Origin of the sequence: Streptomyces sp. NPDC047042, assembly GCF_040644035.1 — a bacterium.
In the GTDB taxonomy this organism is placed as follows: domain Bacteria; phylum Actinomycetota; class Actinomycetes; order Streptomycetales; family Streptomycetaceae; genus Streptomyces.
In genome coordinates this window covers 1-17,674 of sequence record NZ_JBEYVP010000017.1, presented here as the reverse complement: position 1 = coordinate 17,674, position 17,674 = coordinate 1, and the positions used below count along the sequence as shown (strand labels likewise).

Annotated in this window: 14 protein-coding genes; 12 read left to right on the top strand and 2 right to left on the bottom strand. The window is 71.3% G+C overall.

The genetic code is table 11. From position 1 onward, the window contains the following. Positions 1 to 162: 162 nt before the first annotated feature. From ABZ855_RS20775 to ABZ855_RS20765, 3 genes are all read left to right on the top strand, one after another. Positions 163 to 426: a WhiB family transcriptional regulator gene (locus ABZ855_RS20775; RefSeq protein ID WP_010034659.1), complete on the top strand. Its 264-nt coding sequence runs from the start codon at positions 163 to 165 to the stop codon at positions 424 to 426. 176 nt (positions 427 to 602) lie between these two features. Beyond that, positions 603 to 4,271 carry a glycosyltransferase gene (locus ABZ855_RS20770; protein WP_360808797.1) on the top strand — a complete coding sequence of 1,223 codons (3,669 nt, stop codon included), beginning with the start codon at positions 603 to 605 and terminating at the stop codon, positions 4,269 to 4,271. Beyond that, positions 4,268 to 5,755 carry a DUF5719 family protein gene (locus ABZ855_RS20765; protein WP_360808795.1) on the top strand — a complete coding sequence of 496 codons (1,488 nt, stop codon included), beginning with the start codon at positions 4,268 to 4,270 and terminating at the stop codon, positions 5,753 to 5,755. The genes ABZ855_RS20770 and ABZ855_RS20765 overlap by 4 nt, the downstream gene beginning before the upstream one ends. Before the next feature lie 18 nt (positions 5,756 to 5,773). Here the strand turns inward: ABZ855_RS20765 and ABZ855_RS20760 are convergent, their stop codons facing one another. Continuing rightward, positions 5,774 to 6,223: a metallopeptidase family protein gene (locus ABZ855_RS20760; protein ID WP_360809103.1), complete on the bottom strand. Its 450-nt coding sequence runs from the start codon at positions 6,221 to 6,223 to the stop codon at positions 5,774 to 5,776. 313 nt (positions 6,224 to 6,536) lie between these two features. Between ABZ855_RS20760 and ABZ855_RS20755 the strand changes: the two genes are divergently transcribed. The 8 genes from ABZ855_RS20755 (at position 6,537) to ABZ855_RS20720 (ending at position 15,137) form a co-directional block, all read left to right on the top strand. Continuing rightward, a complete protein-coding gene (locus ABZ855_RS20755) occupies positions 6,537 to 6,956 on the top strand; it encodes a DUF3499 domain-containing protein (RefSeq protein WP_360808793.1) in 420 nt (139 codons plus the stop codon). Between the two features lie 99 nt (positions 6,957 to 7,055). Continuing rightward, positions 7,056 to 8,429: a phosphomannomutase/phosphoglucomutase gene (locus tag ABZ855_RS20750; protein ID WP_360808791.1), complete on the top strand. Its 1,374-nt coding sequence runs from the start codon at positions 7,056 to 7,058 to the stop codon at positions 8,427 to 8,429. Positions 8,430 to 8,851: 422 nt separating this feature from the next. Continuing rightward, positions 8,852 to 9,022 (top strand): Trm112 family protein, encoded by a 171-nt coding sequence (locus ABZ855_RS20745; protein ID WP_190149712.1) that lies wholly within the window; start codon positions 8,852 to 8,854, stop codon positions 9,020 to 9,022. 29 nt (positions 9,023 to 9,051) lie between these two features. Then, positions 9,052 to 10,191 carry an SIS domain-containing protein gene (locus tag ABZ855_RS20740; RefSeq protein WP_360808789.1) on the top strand — a complete coding sequence of 380 codons (1,140 nt, stop codon included), beginning with the start codon at positions 9,052 to 9,054 and terminating at the stop codon, positions 10,189 to 10,191. A gap of 105 nt (positions 10,192 to 10,296) precedes the next feature. Further along, positions 10,297 to 11,448, top strand: coding sequence for a mannose-6-phosphate isomerase, class I (gene manA / locus ABZ855_RS20735; protein WP_360808787.1), 1,152 nt, complete (start codon positions 10,297 to 10,299; stop codon positions 11,446 to 11,448). Between the two features lie 202 nt (positions 11,449 to 11,650). Further along, complete coding sequence (locus ABZ855_RS20730) at positions 11,651 to 12,628, top strand: cation diffusion facilitator family transporter (protein ID WP_360808785.1); 978 nt, start codon at positions 11,651 to 11,653, stop codon at positions 12,626 to 12,628. Positions 12,629 to 12,898: 270 nt separating this feature from the next. Beyond that, the gene (gene ahcY / locus ABZ855_RS20725; RefSeq protein WP_360808783.1) at positions 12,899 to 14,356 is read left to right on the top strand and encodes an adenosylhomocysteinase; all 1,458 of its coding nucleotides are present in this window, start codon (positions 12,899 to 12,901) and stop codon (positions 14,354 to 14,356) included. A 163-nt stretch (positions 14,357 to 14,519) separates the two neighbouring features. Beyond that, positions 14,520 to 15,137, top strand: coding sequence for a hypothetical protein (locus ABZ855_RS20720; RefSeq protein WP_360808781.1), 618 nt, complete (start codon positions 14,520 to 14,522; stop codon positions 15,135 to 15,137). Here ABZ855_RS20720 and ABZ855_RS20715 read toward each other — a convergent pair. Further along, complete coding sequence (locus ABZ855_RS20715) at positions 15,134 to 16,111, bottom strand: RDD family protein (RefSeq protein ID WP_360808779.1); 978 nt, start codon at positions 16,109 to 16,111, stop codon at positions 15,134 to 15,136. The genes ABZ855_RS20720 and ABZ855_RS20715 overlap by 4 nt on opposite strands. Positions 16,112 to 16,242: 131 nt before the next feature. On the opposite strand from ABZ855_RS20715, the gene ABZ855_RS20710 reads away from it, so the two are divergent. Continuing rightward, positions 16,243 to 17,250, top strand: a complete 1,008-nt coding sequence (locus ABZ855_RS20710; protein ID WP_360808777.1) for a stage II sporulation protein M — start codon at positions 16,243 to 16,245, stop codon at positions 17,248 to 17,250. The last annotated feature ends 424 nt before the right edge of the window (positions 17,251 to 17,674 follow it).

The window sequence follows — 17,674 nt, the reverse complement described above, 5'->3', positions numbered from 1 at the left end:
CTTTCCGCATGGCCTTGGTTCCGCAGAGTGAATAAGGGGCCCAATAGCAGATCTCGGCTTGACTCGCCCGGAGCAGCACACTTGTAATTTCACTCGTGTCGTTCGGCCGAGACCGGCTGACGGCAACCTCACGGGGACGCGAAAGACAGACGAGGGGCGCACATGACCGAGACGGTGCAGCAACTGCTGGTCGACGACGCGGACGAGGAACTCGGCTGGCAGGAGCGCGCGCTGTGCGCCCAGACAGACCCCGAGTCCTTCTTTCCCGAGAAGGGCGGCTCGACCCGAGAGGCCAAGAAGGTCTGCCTCGCGTGCGAGGTCCGCTCCGAATGTCTCGAATACGCCCTCGCGAACGACGAACGCTTCGGCATCTGGGGCGGCCTGTCCGAGCGCGAACGCCGGCGACTGAAGAAGGCCGCCGTCTGAGACGCACGGCACGGGATCAGGGCAGCACGGCGAACGGCCCGTCGCGGGTGGTTATCCACAGGCGGCGGGCCGCTGTGCTGCCCAGCCGATAGTGTGGCTGCTCGTCCGAGACGCCCCGCCGCTCACACAGGGCACAGGCGTCCACCACAGTCCACCGAACCGGGGCCCGTACCTCGATGTCCGCGCACAGCCACACGGCAGCCGACTACGGCACTGCCACCACGCCCGAGTTCCCGCGTCACGTGGTGACGGCGGTGCTCGTCACCCACGACGGCGCCCGCTGGCTCCCCGACGCGCTCGCCGGGGTACTGGGCCAGGAGCGCCCGGTGCAGAACGTCATGGCGGCCGACACCGGCAGCGCGGACGAATCCGCCCAGCTGGTCACCGACGCCCTCGGCGCCGACCGAGTCCTGCACCTCGCCCGCCGCACCGGCTTCGGCCAGGCCGTCGACGAGGCCAACCGCACCGCGCCGGTCCTCACACCGGACGAGCTGACGTACCTGAAGCGCCCCAGCGGCTGGGACCCCGTCACCCGCAGCTGGCGCGACGACGCGTACGACATGCCGGAGCTCCCCCACGGGGAGCCGGTGCAATGGCTCTGGCTGCTGCACGACGACTGCGCCCCCGAGCCGGACGCCCTGGCCCAGCTGCTGCGGGTCGTCGAGAACGAACACGAGCTCGGCCGGGCGGACGACATCGCGGTCGTCGGCCCCAAACTCCGCGGCTGGTACGACCGCAGACAGCTCCTCGAAGTCGGCGTGACCATCGCCAACTCCGGCCGCCGCTGGACCGGCCTGGACCGCCGTGAACAGGACCAGGGCCAGCACGACCACGTCCGCCCGGTGCTCTCCGTGTCCACCGCGGGCATGCTCGTACGACGCGACGTCTTCGAGGAACTCGGCGGCTTCGACCGCCGGCTGCCCCTGATGCGCGACGACGTCGACCTGTGCTGGCGTGCCACCGCCGCCGGCCACCGGGTCCTCGTCGCCCCGGAGGCGGTCGTACGGCACGCCGAGGCGTCCTCCCGCGAGCGCCGCACCGTCGACTGCGTGGGCCGCACCTCCGCGTCCCCGCACAAGGTCGACAAGGCCGGCGCCGTCTACACCCTGCTTGTCAACAGCCGTACGGCGCAGCTGCCCTGGGTGCTGCTGCGCGTGATCCTCGGCACCCTGGTGCGCACGGTGGCGTATCTCGTCGGCAAGGCCCCCGGACAGGCCGTCGACGAGATCCGCGGCCTCCTGGGCACCCTGCTGCGACCCGAGCGGATCATCGCCGGGCGCCGCAGGCGAGGCGCTCCCCAGATCGACAAGGGCGAACTGAGGGCACTGTTCCCGCCGCCCGGCGCGACCGTGCGGGCCACCATCGAACAGGTCGCCGGCGACATCGGCGGCCGCTCCGACCCCGAGGCCACCTCCGGCGCGGGCCGGCACGGCGGCGCGGTCGAGTCCGGGCCCGGCGGTGACGACGCCGACTTCCTGGAGGTCGAACAGTTCGTCCGCCTCAAGCGCATCGCCCGCAAACCCGGCCCGGTGCTCTTCCTCGTCCTGCTGCTCGTCTCGCTCGTCGCCTGCCGTGAGCTGCTCGGCGGCGGCGCTCTCGCGGGCGGCGCGCTGCTGCCCGCGCCCGCCGACTCCGCCGAACTCTGGGCGCGCTATCTGGACGCCTGGCATCCGGTGGGCGTGGGTGACACCTCGTCCGCGCCGCCCTACCTCGCGATCATCGCGATGCTCGCCTCCACCCTGTTCGGCTCGACGGGCCTCGCGGTCACCGTCCTGTTGATCGCCTCGGTGCCGCTGGCCGGCTTCACCGCGTACTTCGCCTCCCGCCCGCTCGTCGAATCACGGCTCCTGCGCGCGTGGGCGGCCGTCGTCTACGCCTTCCTGCCCGCGGCCACCGGCGCCCTCGCCGGCGGCCGGATCGGCACCGCCGTACTCGCCGTCCTGCTCCCGCTGATGGCCCGCGCGGGCATCGCGGCGAGCGGTCTCGCGCACCCGTCGGGCGCGCGCGGCAGCTGGCGCGCCTCCTGGGCGTACACCCTGCTCCTGACGATCACCACCGCGTTCACACCCATCGTGTGGCCCATCGCCCTGCTGCTCGGCCTCGCGCTGCTGGTCGTACGGCGAGGCGAGATCACCGCCTACGGGCTGCGCTTCCTCGCCCAGTTCGGCGTACCGCTGCTGGTGCTCGCCCCCTGGTCGCTGTCGCTGCTCCCGTTCGGCTTCTTCAAGGAAGCCGGCCTGGAGTACGGCTCCGGCGCCGCCGGCGCCCTCGACCTCCTCAGCGCCAGCCCCGGCGGCCCCGGCACGGTCAGCGGGCTGATGCTCATCGGCGTCGTGCTCGCCGCACTGGCCGCCCTGCTGCGCACAGAGCGCCAGGCCGGCATCTGGACCGCCTGGGCGGTGGCCCTGGTGGCGCTCGTCTTCGCGGTCCTGTCGAACAGCTCGGCCTGGGCCGGACCCGCCACCCTCGTCTACGGACTCGCCCTGCTGGCCGCCGCCACGCTCGGTGCCGACGGGGCACGCTCGCGCGTGGCCGAGCAGAGCTTCGGCTGGCGTCAGCCGGTCGCCGCGCTGATCGCGTTCGCCGCCGCCGCGGGCCCGCTGCTGCTCGCCGCCGGCTGGATGATCCGCGGCGCCGACGGCCCGCTGGAACGGCGCGACCCCGTCCAGGTGCCCGCGTTCGTCGCCGAGGAGAGCGGCACCCGCGACCAGGCCCGCACCCTGGTCCTGGCCAGCGACTCCACCGCCCGCGTCGGCTACACCCTCGTCCGCGGCTCGGGCGCCCGTCTCGGCGACGGCGAACTCGCCGCCCAGAGCGGCGAGAACGCGCTCCTCGACAAGGTCGTCGCCAACCTCGTCGCGGGCTCCGGCGCCGACCAGGCCGACGAACTCGGCGACTTCGCCGTGCGCTACGTCCTCGTCCACCGGGGCGCACCCCGCCAGGTCACGCGCGTCCTGGACGCCACACCGGGCCTGAGCAGGCTCAGCCAGCAGGACGGCGTCGCGCTGTGGCGCGTCGACCAGCAGGTCTCGCGCGCCGCCATCGTCCCGGCGTCCGGCGCCGGCGACCCGCTGCCCGTCGCCGCGGGGCCCGTCGACATCCACACCACGATCCCGGCCGGCGCAGGCAGCCGCGTCCTGCGCCTCGCCGACGCCGTCGACGAGTCCTGGACGGCCACGCTGGACGGCAAGCCCCTCACCCCCACCACCCTCGACGGCTGGGCCCAGGGCTTCGAACTCCCCTCCTCCGGAGGGAAGCTGGACGTCACCTTCGACACCCCGATCGGTCACACCGCCTGGCTGTGGACCCAGGGCGCGCTCGCCGTCGTCCTCGTCGTGATGGCCCTGCCGGGCCGCCGCCGGGACGTCGACGACGACCTTCCCGAGGAAGAGCGCGAGATCCCCGCCCAGGCCACCTCCGGCGACGGCCGCCGCGCCCGCCGACTGCGCGCCCAGGCGGAGGCCGACGAGACCGAACAGTCCGACGAACAGGCCGAGTTCCCGTCGGCCCCACCTCCTCCTTCGGAGGAGGTCCCCGCCGCAGTCGGGCAACAGCAGCCCTACGGCGAGGAATGGAACAACGCGGCCTACGCGGGGGCCCAGTTCGACGCCTACGGCGCCGACCAGTTCCAGAACGCCCAGCAGTACCCGCCGGGCACCTACGACCCGGCGTACCAGGGGGAGCCGTACCAGAGCGGCCAGTACGACCCGTACGCGTACGGCGGTTCGCCGCAGAACGCGGCGTACGACCCGACGTACACCCAGGGTTACGACCCCGCGTACGACCCGGCGCAGCCCCACCAGCCCCACCCGCAGGGTGAGCACCCCGACGGGAGCCAGCAGTGAACCGCACCACCATCTCCCTGATCGCCGGCACGACCGCGCTCGCCGCCGTCACCGGGTTCGCCTCGATGAGCACACCGGGCACATCCGACGCGGGCACGGCCAAGGCGGCCGCCCAGCTGCCCGTGGAGCGCACGAGCCTGCTCTGCCCGGCTCCCAGCGACTCCGACCTTGCGGAGACGACGTACGCGTCCTTCACGCCCGTCACCAAGGGCACCGGGAGCGACGGCAAGGCCGAACTGGCGGCCGCCACCACGAAGTCGGTGCCCGGCGCCAAGGGCAAGGGCAAGGCGGCCAAGCCCGTCCTCGCGCCCAAGGAGCCCGGGAAGCCGGTCGACGGGGACACCTCGGGCGGCGACGCGCCCGCGCTCCTCGGCACCGCCGAGGGCAAGTTCGCGCCGGGCTGGACCCTGCAGGAGACCACCGACGTCGCCGCGGGCATCGGGCGCGGTCTGCTGGGCGTCAACTGCGCCGTCCCGGACACCGAGTTCTGGTTCCCGGGCGCCAGCACCGCCGCCGACCGCTCGGACTACGTCCATCTGATCAACCCCGACGACTCGGCCGCGGTCGTCGACATCGAGCTGTACGGCAAGGACGGCAACCTCAAGTCCGAGGTGGGCGAGGGCATCACGGTCCCGCCGCGCGGCAGCGAGCCGATCCTGCTGTCCACGCTCACGGACGGCCCCCAGGCCGACCTCACCGTGCATGTGAACGTGCGCAGCGGCCGGGTCGGCGCGGCCGTCCAGGCCCTGGACGCCAAGACCGGCGGCGACTGGCTGAGCGCGTCCAGCGAACCGGCGGGCAGCCAGGTCCTGCCGGGCATCCCCAAGGACGCCACGTCCGTACGTCTGATCGCCTTCACGCCCAGCGAGAACGACGCCGACCTGAAGGTGCGGCTCGCCTCCCCGACCGGCCTGATCACGCCGGCCGGCAACGAGACGCTGCACCTCAAGGCGGGCATGACCGCGGTCGCCGACCTCGGTGACCTCACGCGCGGCGAGGCCGGCTCCGTGGTGCTCACACCGACCGACAACGCGGTGCCGTTCGTCGCCGCCCTGGAGGTCGTACGCGGCAAGGGCGCCAAGCAGGAGACCGCGTTCATCCCGGCCACGGGCCCGGTCTCCACGCGCGCGACGGTCGTCGGCAACACCGCCAGAGGCACCATCCTGTCCCTGACCGCCCCGGACGGCGCCGCGCAGGTCAAGGTGACGGCGTCCGCGGGCAGCGAGGGCGGTACGGCGGCGACGAAGACGTACACGATCAAGAAGGGCACCACGCAGGACCTCGAACTCCCCGTCCCCGCAGGCCTGAAGGGCACGTACGCGCTGACGGTCGAGCGGGTCTCCGGGGGAGCCGTCTACGCGTCCCGGACCCTCCTCGCGCCGGAGGACGGCGTCCCGGCGTTCACCGTCCAGACACTGCCGGACGACCGGGCGACCGTGGCGGTGCCGGACGCGGAGCAGGACCTGTCGGTCCTGCAGAAGTAACCGACGTACAGGATCGGGTCATTCCTCGCCGTACCGCGGATCGACGGTGTCGGGCGTGAGCCCCAGCAGCTCGGCGACCTGTTCGACCACGACCTCGTGGACCAGGGCCGCGCGTTCGTCGCGGCCCTTGGTCCTGATCTCGACCGGGCGGCGATAGACCACCACGCGCGCGGGGTGACCCTCGCGGGCGGGAATCGTGCCCCCCAGGGGGACCGCCTCGTCGGCCCAGGCCTCGGGCGGGCCTTCCAGCCGCGGTACCTCGAGGACGACGAAGTCGATGTCCGCGAGCTGCGGCCAGCGCCGCTCGAGCCGCTCCACGGAGTCCTGCACCAGATCCGCGAACGCCTCGGCGCGGCTCGCGGAGAGCGGAACCTGCGGCGGCGCCACGGGGCCGCGCATGCCACGGCCGTGGCGATCACGGCGGCGGGGGCCGGGGCCTGCGGCGCGGGGCGGTACGGGGTTGTCCATCACTGACGAAGCGTAGTCCCCGTGACCACCGCGCGGGTGCCTGGCACGCGGCGTCCACGGTCGCCGACCAGGGCCGGACGCCCTGCGACGCCATGCCGTGGGAAGACCATTCCAGCCAACGTTGGGCTCGATTTCATATCCATCGCAGATCGCCGATGGCCGTCAATCTCACGGTAATTGACATGTTTTGAGCCAAGTGGGGACCGGGGCGGGGTTGTTCGGTATCCCGTACCCCCATGTCGCCCCAGGTCAAAGAGGTGTCCCAGAAGACCCGTGTGGGCCGTTTCACACCACGACACGGGAGAGTGGCCAGGTGGGGAGTCGTCGCGGCCCGCTCAAGAGTGCGGTACCGTCCAACGTCGTGAGCCCTGTACGTCGCTGTTCGCGCACCGCTTGCGGCCGTCCCGCCGTCGCGACGCTGACGTACGTCTACGCCGACTCGACCGCGGTCCTCGGCCCCCTCGCCACCTACGCCGAACCCCACTGCTACGACCTGTGCGCCGAGCACTCCGAGCGCCTCACCGCGCCGCGCGGCTGGGAGGTCGTCCGGCTTCTGGACAGCTCCGCTCCGGCACGGCCCAGCGGAGACGATCTGGAAGCGCTTGCCAACGCGGTCCGCGAAGCGGCCCGTCCGCCGGAGCGGAACACCGAAGGCGGCGGAGCGCGCACGGCGGATCCCCGCGAGGTCGCACGGCGCGGACACCTCAGGGTGCTGCGGTCCCCGGAGAACTGAGAAACCGCTTTCCGCATCGCGGAATCAGCGGGCCTCCATGCACGGGAGTTGTCGGTCCCGACGGGTAGTTTGGGGCGACCGATGAGACTTTCAGGAGGGATGGCCGTGCCCGCAGATCTGTCGCAGCTCGTGAAGGCGTACGACGTACGTGGTGTGGTCCCGGACCAGTGGGACGAGCCGCTGGCGGAACTGCTCGGCGCTGCCTTCATCCAGGTGACCGGGGCGGACGCGATCGTGATCGGACACGACATGCGGCCCTCGTCGCCCGGCCTGTCGCGGGCCTTCGCGCGCGGGGCGGCGGCACGCGGTGTCGAGGTGACCGAGATCGGCCTGTGCTCCACGGACCAGCTCTACTACGCGTCGGGCGCGTTCGGCCTGCCCGGCGCCATGTTCACGGCCTCGCACAACCCGGCCCAGTACAACGGCATCAAGATGTGCAGGGCGGGCGCCGCACCCGTAGGCCAGGACACGGGCCTCGCAGAGATCCGGGAACTGGTCGAGTCCTGGCTGGACTCGGGCGCACCGGAGCCGAAGCCCGTGACGCCGGGAACGATCACGTCACGGGACACGTTGGAGGACTACGCGGCGCACCTTCGCTCGCTCGTCGACGTGACCTCCATCCGCCCCCTGAAGGTCGTCGTCGACGCGGGCAACGGCATGGGCGGCCACACCGTGCCGACCGTCTTCGCCGGCCTGCCCCTGACCCTCGTCCCCATGTACTTCGAGCTGGACGGCACGTTCCCGAACCATGAGGCCAACCCGCTCGACCCGGCCAACCTCGTGGACCTCCAGAAGCGGGTCCGCGAGGAGCACGCCGACCTCGGCATCGCCTTCGACGGGGACGCGGACCGCTGTTTCGTGGTCGACGAACAGGGCGACCCGGTCTCGCCGTCGGCGATCACCGCCCTGGTGGCCTCCCGCGAACTGGCCCGCAACGGCGGCTCCGGGACGGTCATCCACAACCTGATCACGTCCTGGTCGGTCCCGGAGGTCGTCCGCGAACAGGGCGGCACACCCGTGCGCACGCGCGTGGGCCACTCCTTCATCAAGGCCGAGATGGCGCGCACGGGCGCGATCTTCGGCGGCGAGCACTCCGCGCACTACTACTTCAAGGACTTCTGGAACGCGGACACGGGCATGCTGGCCGCCCTGCACGTCCTCGCCGCCCTCGGCGGCCAGAACGGCCCCCTGTCGGCCCTGGTGGCCCAGTACGACCGTTACGCGGGCTCCGGCGAGATCAACTCCACGGTGGCCGACCAGACGGCCCGCCTGGCCGCGATCAGGACGGCCTACGAGTCCAGGGACGGCATCGAACTGGACGACCTGGACGGCCTGACGGTCACGGCGACGGACTGGTGGTTCAACGTCCGCCCCTCCAACACGGAGCCCCTCCTACGCCTGAACACGGAGGCAAGGGACGAACCAACGATGGCAAAGATCCGGGACGAGGTCCTGACCATCATCCGAGGCTGAGGCCGCCGGGGGTAGGCCCTTCCTTTCCAGCCCCGGCCCGCATTTCAGCCCGTCCGGCGTTTGAGGACGAGGCCGTTCAGGCCGTAGCGGGGGTCTGGGGGCGGCAGCCCCCAGGGATGGGACGGGTAGGGGCGGCGGGGGCGAACCCCCGCCCCGCCCCCCCCCCCCCCCCCCCCCCCCCCCCCCCCCCCCCCCCGCCCCCCCCCCCCCCCCCCCCCCCCCCCCCGGGGGGGGGGGCCCCCCCCGCCGGGGGGGGGGGGGGGGGGGGGGGGGGCCCCCCCCCCCCCCCGGGATGGGACGGGTAGGGGCGGCGGGGGCGAACCCCCTCCCACCCCCACCCCCACCACGCCCGACACCCACCCCCCTCCGGCGGTACCCTGACCAGGCCACACCACTGCACCGCACCCCCGAAGGGACACCCCATGCCGCTCGAAGCCGGCCTCCTGGAGATCCTCGCCTGCCCGGCCTGCCACGCCCCCCTCAAGGAGCAGGACACCGAGCTGATCTGCACAGGCCAGGACTGCGGCCTGGCGTACCCCGTCCGCGACGGAATCCCCGTACTGCTCGTGGACGAGGCCCGCCACCCCGCGTAGTCCCCACCCGGCGATCGGAGGTGCCACCCATGCTCGACGAATCGCTGCTCGACGCCCCCGAGGCGTTGGCGGACGCAGACCGCCGCAACCTCCTGCGCGGCGCGGCCGAAGCGGGCGCCCGCGTCCGCACCGCCGCCCGGCACGCGGCCGAGGCAGGCATCAACGACCTGAAACCCGACGGCCGCCCCCGCGCCGTCCTCATCGCGGGCCCCGGCGCCGCCGCGACCTGCGTCGCCGACCTCCTCGGCACCCTCGCCGGCGCGACCACCCCCGTCATCCGCCTGGCCCCCACCGGCGTCGCCCCCGCGGCCGGCGCCCTCCGCTGGGAGCTGCCGGGCTGGGCCGGCTCCGTGGACCTGCTCCTGATCGCCACCCCCGACGGCACCGAACCGGGCCTGTCCCTGCTCGCCGAGCAGGCCTACCGCCGCGGCTGCACGGTCGTCGCCGTAGCGCCCGCGAGCACCCCGCTCACCGAGACGGTGGAAGGCGCGGCCCACGGCCTCTTCGTACGGATGGCGACCGCCCCGTACGAGCAGGAGGCGACGGACCTGCCGCTCGCCGCGTCCGCCCCCGGCGTCCTGTGGGCGCTGCTCACCCCGCTGCTCGCCCTCCTGGACCGCACGGGCCTGCTCGCAGCCCCGCCGGACGCGCTGGAGAAGGTCGCCGACCGCCTCGACCACATCGCCCAACGCTGCGGCCCGGCCATCGCGACGTACAGCAATCCGGCCAAGACCCTCGCCGCCGAACTCGCGGACACGCTCCCGGTGATCTGGACGGAGGGCACATCGGCCGGACCCGCCGGCCGCCGGTTCGCCGCCGCCCTCGCCGAACTCGCCGGCCGCCCCGCGCTGGCCGCCGAACTCCCCGAGGCACTCGCCGCGCACGGCGCCCTGCTCGCGAGCCGGCTCGCCGCCGGCGCCGACCCCGACGACTTCTTCCGCGACCGGGTGAACGAGGCTCCCGCCCTGCACGCGCGCGTGGTCCTGCTCCGCGACCGCCCGACCGGCGGCCTGAGCGCCGCCCCCGCCGCCCGCGAACTCGCCCTCGGCCACGACACGGCGATCAGCGAGCTCGAACCGGAGGACGGCGCCGAACTGGAGACCCTGGCGGAACTGATCGCCACCACGGACTTTGCGGCGGTGTACCTGGCGCTCACCGCCGGGACCTGACCCGGCGTGCCCCGACCTGACCCGACCTGATCTGGCGAGAACTTGCGAAAACCGTCTCCCGTCCACCTACTTCAACCTGCACGCAGGAAGACCAGAAAGACCGGTATGGACCGCCTCGACAACACCATCCGCCCCTACGCCTGGGGATCCACCACCGCCATCCCGGCGCTCCTCGGCACCGAGCCGACCGGTGAACCGCAGGCGGAGATGTGGATGGGCGCCCACCCCGGCGCCCCCTCGCGCACCGGACGCGGCACGCTCGTCGAGGTCATCGACGCGGACCCGCAAGCCGAACTCGGCGCGGCGGCCGTCGCCAAATTCGGCCCCCGCCTGCCCTTCCTCCTGAAGATCCTCGCCGCCGGCGCGCCCCTCTCCCTCCAGGTGCACCCCAACCTCGCCCAGGCCAGGGAGGGTTACGCGGACGAGGAGAACCGCGGGATCCCGGTGGACGCCGGACACCGCAACTACAAGGACGCCAACCACAAGCCCGAACTGATCTGCGCCCTCACCGAGTTCGACGGCCTGTGCGGTTTCCGCGACCCCTCGCAGGCCGCCGAACTCCTCGCCGGCCTGAACGTCGACTCCCTGAAGCCGTACGTCGACCTGCTGCGCGCCCACCCCGAGGAGGCGGCGCTGCGCGAGGTCCTGACGGCCGTACTCGGCGCGGACCGCGAGGACATGGCCCGCACGGTCACCGAGGCCGCGACCGCCTGCGCCCGCCTCCGCGGCGACTACGCCCCCTACGCCGACATCGCCCACCACTACCCCGGCGACCCGGGCGTCATCGCCGCGATGCTCCTCAATCACGTCCGACTCCAGCCCGGCGAGGCCCTGTTCCTCGGCGCGGGAATCCCGCACGCCTACCTCAACGGCCTGGGCGTCGAGATCATGGCCAACTCCGACAACGTCCTGCGCTGCGGCCTGACCCCCAAGCACGTCGACGTCCCCGAACTCCTGCGCGTCGTCCGCTTCGAGGCGAGCGACCCCGGCGTACTGCGCCCGGAGGCCTCCGCCGACGGCGAGGAGGTCTACGACACCCCCATCGACGAGTTCCGCCTCTCCCGGTACGTCCTTCCGCAGACGACGCCCACCCGCGACCTCACCCTCCCGACCCCGCAGATCCTCCTCTGCACGGCAGGCTCGGTCCGCGCGGGTGACATCGAACTCGCCCCCGGCCAGTCGGCCTTCGTACCGGCGAACGAAAAAGCCGAAGTGTCCGGCCCCGGCACGCTCTTCCGGGCGACGGTCGTCGTCTGACACCCCGTTCGGCACCCCGCCCGACACCCCCGGAGACCGTCAACGCCTGCCGGTGACTGTTCAAGCACATCCCGGGCACTGGTTGCCAGGGCCTGTGTGACAGCCTGGCGGGTCGTTGTCGGAGGTGGCTGCAACAATGGCCCACCGGCAAAGGGCGGGCAAAGCCCGGGACAGCGAACGTACGAAGGGACAACGCGAACACATGAGCGCGTCAGGCGGCACCAGGGCGATCGTGGCGGCACTCGGCGCCAACCTCGCGATCGCGGCAGCGAAGTTCGTGGCGTTCCTCTTCAGCGGCTCGTCGTCGATGCTCGCGGAGTCCGTGCACTCGCTCGCCGACTCCGGCAACCAGGGGCTTCTCCTCCTCGGCGGCAAGAAGGCCCAGCGCGAGGCAACTCCGCAACACCCCTTCGGCTACGGCCGCGAGCGGTACATCTACGCCTTCCTCGTCTCCATCGTGCTCTTCTCGGTCGGCGGCATGTTCGCGATCTACGAGGGCTACGAGAAGATCAAGCACCCGCACGAGATCGAACACTGGTACTGGCCGGTGGGCGTCCTCGTCTTCGCGATCATCGCCGAGGGCTTCTCCTTCCGTACGGCCATCAAGGAGTCCAACCCTCTGCGCGGCGGCGACTCCTGGAAGGACTTCGTCCGCCACGCCAAGGCGCCTGAACTGCCCGTCGTCCTTCTCGAGGACCTCGGCGCGCTCGTCGGTCTGATCCTGGCCCTCGGCGGCGTCGGCCTCGCCCTCGCCACCGGCGACGGCGTCTGGGACGGCATCGGCACCCTCTGCATCGGCATCCTGCTGATCCTGATCGCCCTCGTACTGGCCGTCGAGACCAAGTCACTGCTCCTGGGCGAGGCCGCGGGCGCGGAAGCGGTTATGGAGATCGAGAAGGCGATCATCGACGGCGACACCGTCACCGGCATCATCCACATGCGCACGCTCCACCTCGGCCCCGAGGAACTCCTGGTAGCCGCCAAGATCGCCGTCCAGCACGACGACACCGCCGCCGAGGTGGCCACCGCGATCAACGCCGCCGAGGGCCGCATCCGCGCCGCCGTCCCGATCGCCCGCGTCATCTACCTGGAACCGGACATCTACAGCGAGAAGGACGCCGCCAAGGGCCCCGACCCCGAGGCGTCCCCGGGTGGTCCGACCCAGCCCGCCGCCCACTGAGTTCACCTCTGCTCGGCCTCGATGTGTCCGGATGTGTTCGCAGGCGGACTGGGGACGGTCGGCCGACAGGTGTAGCTTGGGACCGAGCCAGACGTCGCTGCTGATGGCGGTCGGGCGGTCCCCACGAGGACCGACCGAGGGAGAGAGGGCCTCCGACGGACTGCGCTGCGCGTACTGGGGCACGCCCGTGCCCTCTTCGGGCACCCCTGTGTCCGCCGCCGCGCAGAACAGCCGTAATCACCTCATCCCAACCTTGAGGAGCAGCCCGTAATGACGACTGTCGACAACCGACAGGACTTCAAGGTCGCAGATCTCTCCCTGGCCGCGTTCGGCCGGAAGGAGATCACCCTTGCCGAGCACGAGATGCCCGGCCTGATGTCCATCCGCAAGGAGTTCGCGGCGGCCCAGCCGCTCGCCGGTGCCCGCATCATGGGTTCGCTGCACATGACCGTGCAGACGGCCGTCCTGATCGAGACCCTGGTCGCCCTGGGTGCCGAGGTCCGTTGGGTGTCCTGCAACATCTTCTCGACGCAGGACCATGCGGCCGCGGCGATCGCGGTCGGCCCGAACGGCACACCCGAGGACCCGCAGGGTGTCCCGGTGTTCGCCTGGAAGGGCGAGACGCTGGAGGAGTACTGGTGGTGCACGGAGCAGGCGCTGACCTGGCCGGGCAGTCCCACGGGTGGTCCGAACATGATCCTGGACGACGGCGGTGACGCCACGCTCCTGGTCCACAAGGGTGTGGAGTACGAGAAGGCCGGTGAGGTTCCCGCCGTCGAGACGGCCGAGAACGACGAGCACCGGGTGATTCTCGAGCTGCTGAACCGGACGATCAGCAATGGTTCGCAGAAGTGGACGCAGCTGGCGTCGGAGATCCGTGGTGTGACCGAGGAGACCACGACGGGTGTGCACCGCCTGTACGAGATGCAGCGCGAGGGCAGCCTCCTGTTCCCCGCGATCAACGTCAACGACGCCGTCACCAAGTCGAAGTTCGACAACAAGTACGGCTGCCGCCACTCGCTGATCGACGGCATCAACCGGGCCACGGATGTCCTGATCGGCGGCAAGACGGCGGTCGTCTTCGGGTACGGCGACGTGGGCAAGGGCTGTGCGGAGTCGCTGCGCGGTCAGGGTGCCCGGGTGATCGTGACGGAGATCGACCCGATCTGCGCGCTGCAGGCGGCGATGGACGGTTACCAGGTGGCGACGCTGGACGATGTGGTGGAGACGGCGGACATCTTCATCACCACGACCGGCAACAAGGACATCATCATGGCCTCGGACATGGCCCGGATGAAGCACCAGGCGATCGTGGGGAACATCGGCCACTTCGACAACGAGATCGACATGGCGGGCCTGGCGAAGATCGAGGGCATCGTCAAGGACGAGGTCAAGCCGCAGGTCCACACGTGGAAGTTCCCCGACGGCAAGGTCCTGATCGTGCTGTCGGAGGGCCGTCTGCTGAACCTGGGCAACGCGACGGGGCACCCGTCGTTCGTGATGTCCAACTCCTTCGCGGACCAGACCCTGGCCCAGATCGAGCTGTTCACCAAGCCCGAGGAGTACCCGACCGACGTCTACGTGCTGCCCAAGCACCTCGACGAGAAGGTCGCCCGCCTCCACCTCGACGCCCTCGGCGTCAAGCTGACCACGCTGCGCCCGGAGCAGGCGTCGTACATCGGGGTCGAGGTCGAGGGCCCGTACAAGCCGGACCACTACCGCTACTGAGCCGGTGTCCCCACTGGTGGTGAACACGCCCGTGCACTGACGCGTTCACCACCAGCAGGTCCTCCGAGGCAGGCCCCCGCACCCCCGTGCCGGGGGCCTGCCCCTTTACCGAGGCTCAGCGGCTCGACAGCTCGAGCGACAGTCCGAAAGACCCAGGACCCCCATGCCCCGCGGCCGTTATTCGCTTCACGATGCGCACGATCACACCCCCCTCGCAGAAGAGCACTTCCACTGCGCCCCCGGCCCCTCCGGCTGGCGCTATGTCTCCCAGCTGACCGCCCCCTCGGGCGACCACACCGGCTCCGTCGACCTCACTCTCGACGACCTGGGCCGTCCGATCCGCCTCGAACTCCACGCGGCGAGCTGGCAGGTCCGTGGCGCCGCACTCGACGGCGTCACCTGGGTCCGCACCGACCCCACCGGCACCCATGCCACCGAAGGCAACGTCCGCGCTCATGCCTTCACCGGCACATCCCCCGCGTTCCTGGTCGCCACCGCCCGTCTCCTACGCCTCACCCCCTCCGCCACCGCAACCCGCGTACGCCTCGTCGCCTTCTCGGACCCCGTCCTCGCCCCCCGCACCGTGGACCAGTCCTGGGCCTTGGTGAAAAGAGAAGCACACGCCACTGACAACGGCCCCCTGATCGTGGACGAATACCAGGTCACAGCCCTGGACACCGGGGAACAGCACGCCGTACACATCGCCGGCGACGTGGTCCTCGCCGCCCCGGGCATCGAGCTGGAACACCTCGAATCCCCGCCGTCGGTGTTCGCCGACTAGGCAGGCGGCGCGAACCCGCCGGAGGAGCGGCGATCGCCGCCCTGGTCCGCCGGCGCGGCTTCGACGACCGGAACAGGGACGCCGACGCCGGAGACCGGCGGATAGGAAACCCCAGCGGGCGGATGAGGAGCCACACCGGGCGGCTGCGGCGCCGCAGCCCTGAACACCCCCGGCCCACCATGCGCGACGTGACCACCGGGCACCGAGGGCCCCACGGCCGCAGTCCCGCTCCCGAACGCCCGCCGAGCCTCCCGCACCTGCCGCTCCTGCAACACAGCTGCCAGATAGGCCGCCGGCGGAACACCCTGCGGTGCCGGAGCCCCCGTACACGCCGCCACCTCGGAGGCCAGCCGCTGGGCCATGGCCCAGCCCACCTGCTGATCCAGCTGCCCCATACGCGTCAGATACTGACGTACGGCCAGCCACAACCCGTCGGGCACGGCCGACAGGTCGAGCTCCGCGAAGCGCCCCGACAACCACGGCGGCGGAGGAGGAACGAAAGCGGCCCGAGCCACCGGCACTCGCTCCCGTACGACGAGCGTGCCCGCGACGACATCACCGAGCCGCCGCCCACGCGCCGACACGAGCGACGCGATACAGGCCACCACCCCGAACGTCATCAGGATCTCGACCACCCCGACCGCACCACGCACCAGCGCGTGGCGGAACCGGATCGGCCCACCATCGTCCCGCACCACCCGCAGACCGCACGCCAGCTTCCCGAGCGATCGGCCATGGCTGAGGGTCTCCACCGCGATCGGCGCACCCACCAGCACCAGAAGGAACGCGGCGACGGCGACAGCGGCCTGCGCCGCCTCGTCCAGTGAAGCCGTGGATATGACCAGAACAATGGTGACCAGGGTGTAGACCACCCCGACCACCAGAAGGTCGAGCAACACGGCGAGCGCCCTGCTGGGCAGTTTCGCGGGGCGCAGCTCCAGCGCCACCGCCTCGCCCGTAACCAGCTCACTCACGCCTGCCGTCCTTCCCCTGACCTGCCCCTGGAACAGCAAGTCTGCCAAGCTGACAGGGCATCGCGCCGCAGTACGACAAGCCGACACCCACGACGTGCAGTCGACGAACAGCCGAGGAGCAGGCAAAACCGATGGACCTCGACGTTTTCGTCTCCGCCCACCGTGCCGAGTGGGACCGCCTGGACGCACTGCTCCGCCGCCAGCGCCGCCTCAACGGAGCCGAGGCGGACGAACTCGTCGTCCTGTACCAACGCACCGCCACCCACCTCTCGCTGATCCAGTCGAGCGCCCCGGACCCCCAGCTGACCGGCAGGCTGAGTCAACTGGTGGCACGCGCGCGTAGCGCCGTGACAGGAACCCGCCGCGCGTCCTGGCGGGACGTCACCCGATTCCTCACCCACGGCTTCCCCGCGGCGGTCTACCGATCCCGCCACTGGTGGGTCCCCACCGCGCTCATCTCCACGGTGGTGGCGATCCTCCTGGGCTGGTGGATAGGCACCCACCCCGAGGTGCAGTCCTCCATAGCGGCCCCCGACGAACTGCGTGCCCTCACCCGCCCCGGTGGCGAATACGAGACGTACTACTCCAGCCATCCGGCGGCGTCCTTCGCCGCTCAGGTCTGGACGAACAACGCCCAGGCCGCCGCGATGTGCCTGGTCCTGGGCGTCTTCCTCTGCCTGCCGGTCGTCTGGATCCTCTTCGAGAACATGCTCAACGTGGGCGTCGGCATCGGCCTGATGTCATCGGCGGGCCGACTGGACACCTTCCTCGGCCTGATCCTGCCGCACGGCCTCCTGGAACTGACCGCGGTCTTCGTGGCCGCCGGCACGGGCCTGCGCCTGGGCTGGACGGTCATCGACCCGGGCCCGCGTTCCCGCCGCACGGCACTGGCCGAGGAAGGACGAGCCGCCCTGGGAATGGCGATCGGCCTGGCCCTGGTCCTCTTCGTCTCGGGCGCCATAGAAGGCTTCGTCACCCCGTCCGGCCTGCCCACCTGGGCCCGCATCACGATCGGGGTCGTCGCCGAGCTGGCCTTCCTCGCGTACGTGTACGTCCTCGGCGGTCGTGCCGCGCGCGCCGGCGAGACGGGTGACCTCGATGCGGCCGAGCGGAGTGCCTCGGTCCCCACCGCCGCCTGATGTGCGGACACGGCGGCCGGGCTGCTAGTCTCCTCTTCGCCCCACAAACGCCGTTGACGCGGAGCGAGTGGGGAGGTAGATTAGAGCAGTTGCCTGGAGCCGGATGGGTCCGGTGGCGACAGCGAAAATCTACTGGCTTCTCGAGGACTTGGATTCCCGAGGGCCACCTCCCGATGAATCTCAGAAATGAGCAGTCGGTCAGTCCGGCCGAAAACTTCTGATAAAGTCGGACTCGCCGGAAAGGGAAACGCGAAAGCGGAAACCTGGAAAGCGCCGAGGAAATCGGATCGGGAAACGGTCTGATAGAGTCGGAAACGCAAGACAGCAAGACCGAAGGGAAAAGCCCGGAGGAAAGCCCGAGAGGGTGAGTACGAAGGAAGCGTCCGTTCCTTGAGAACTCAACAGCGTGCCAAAAATCAACGCC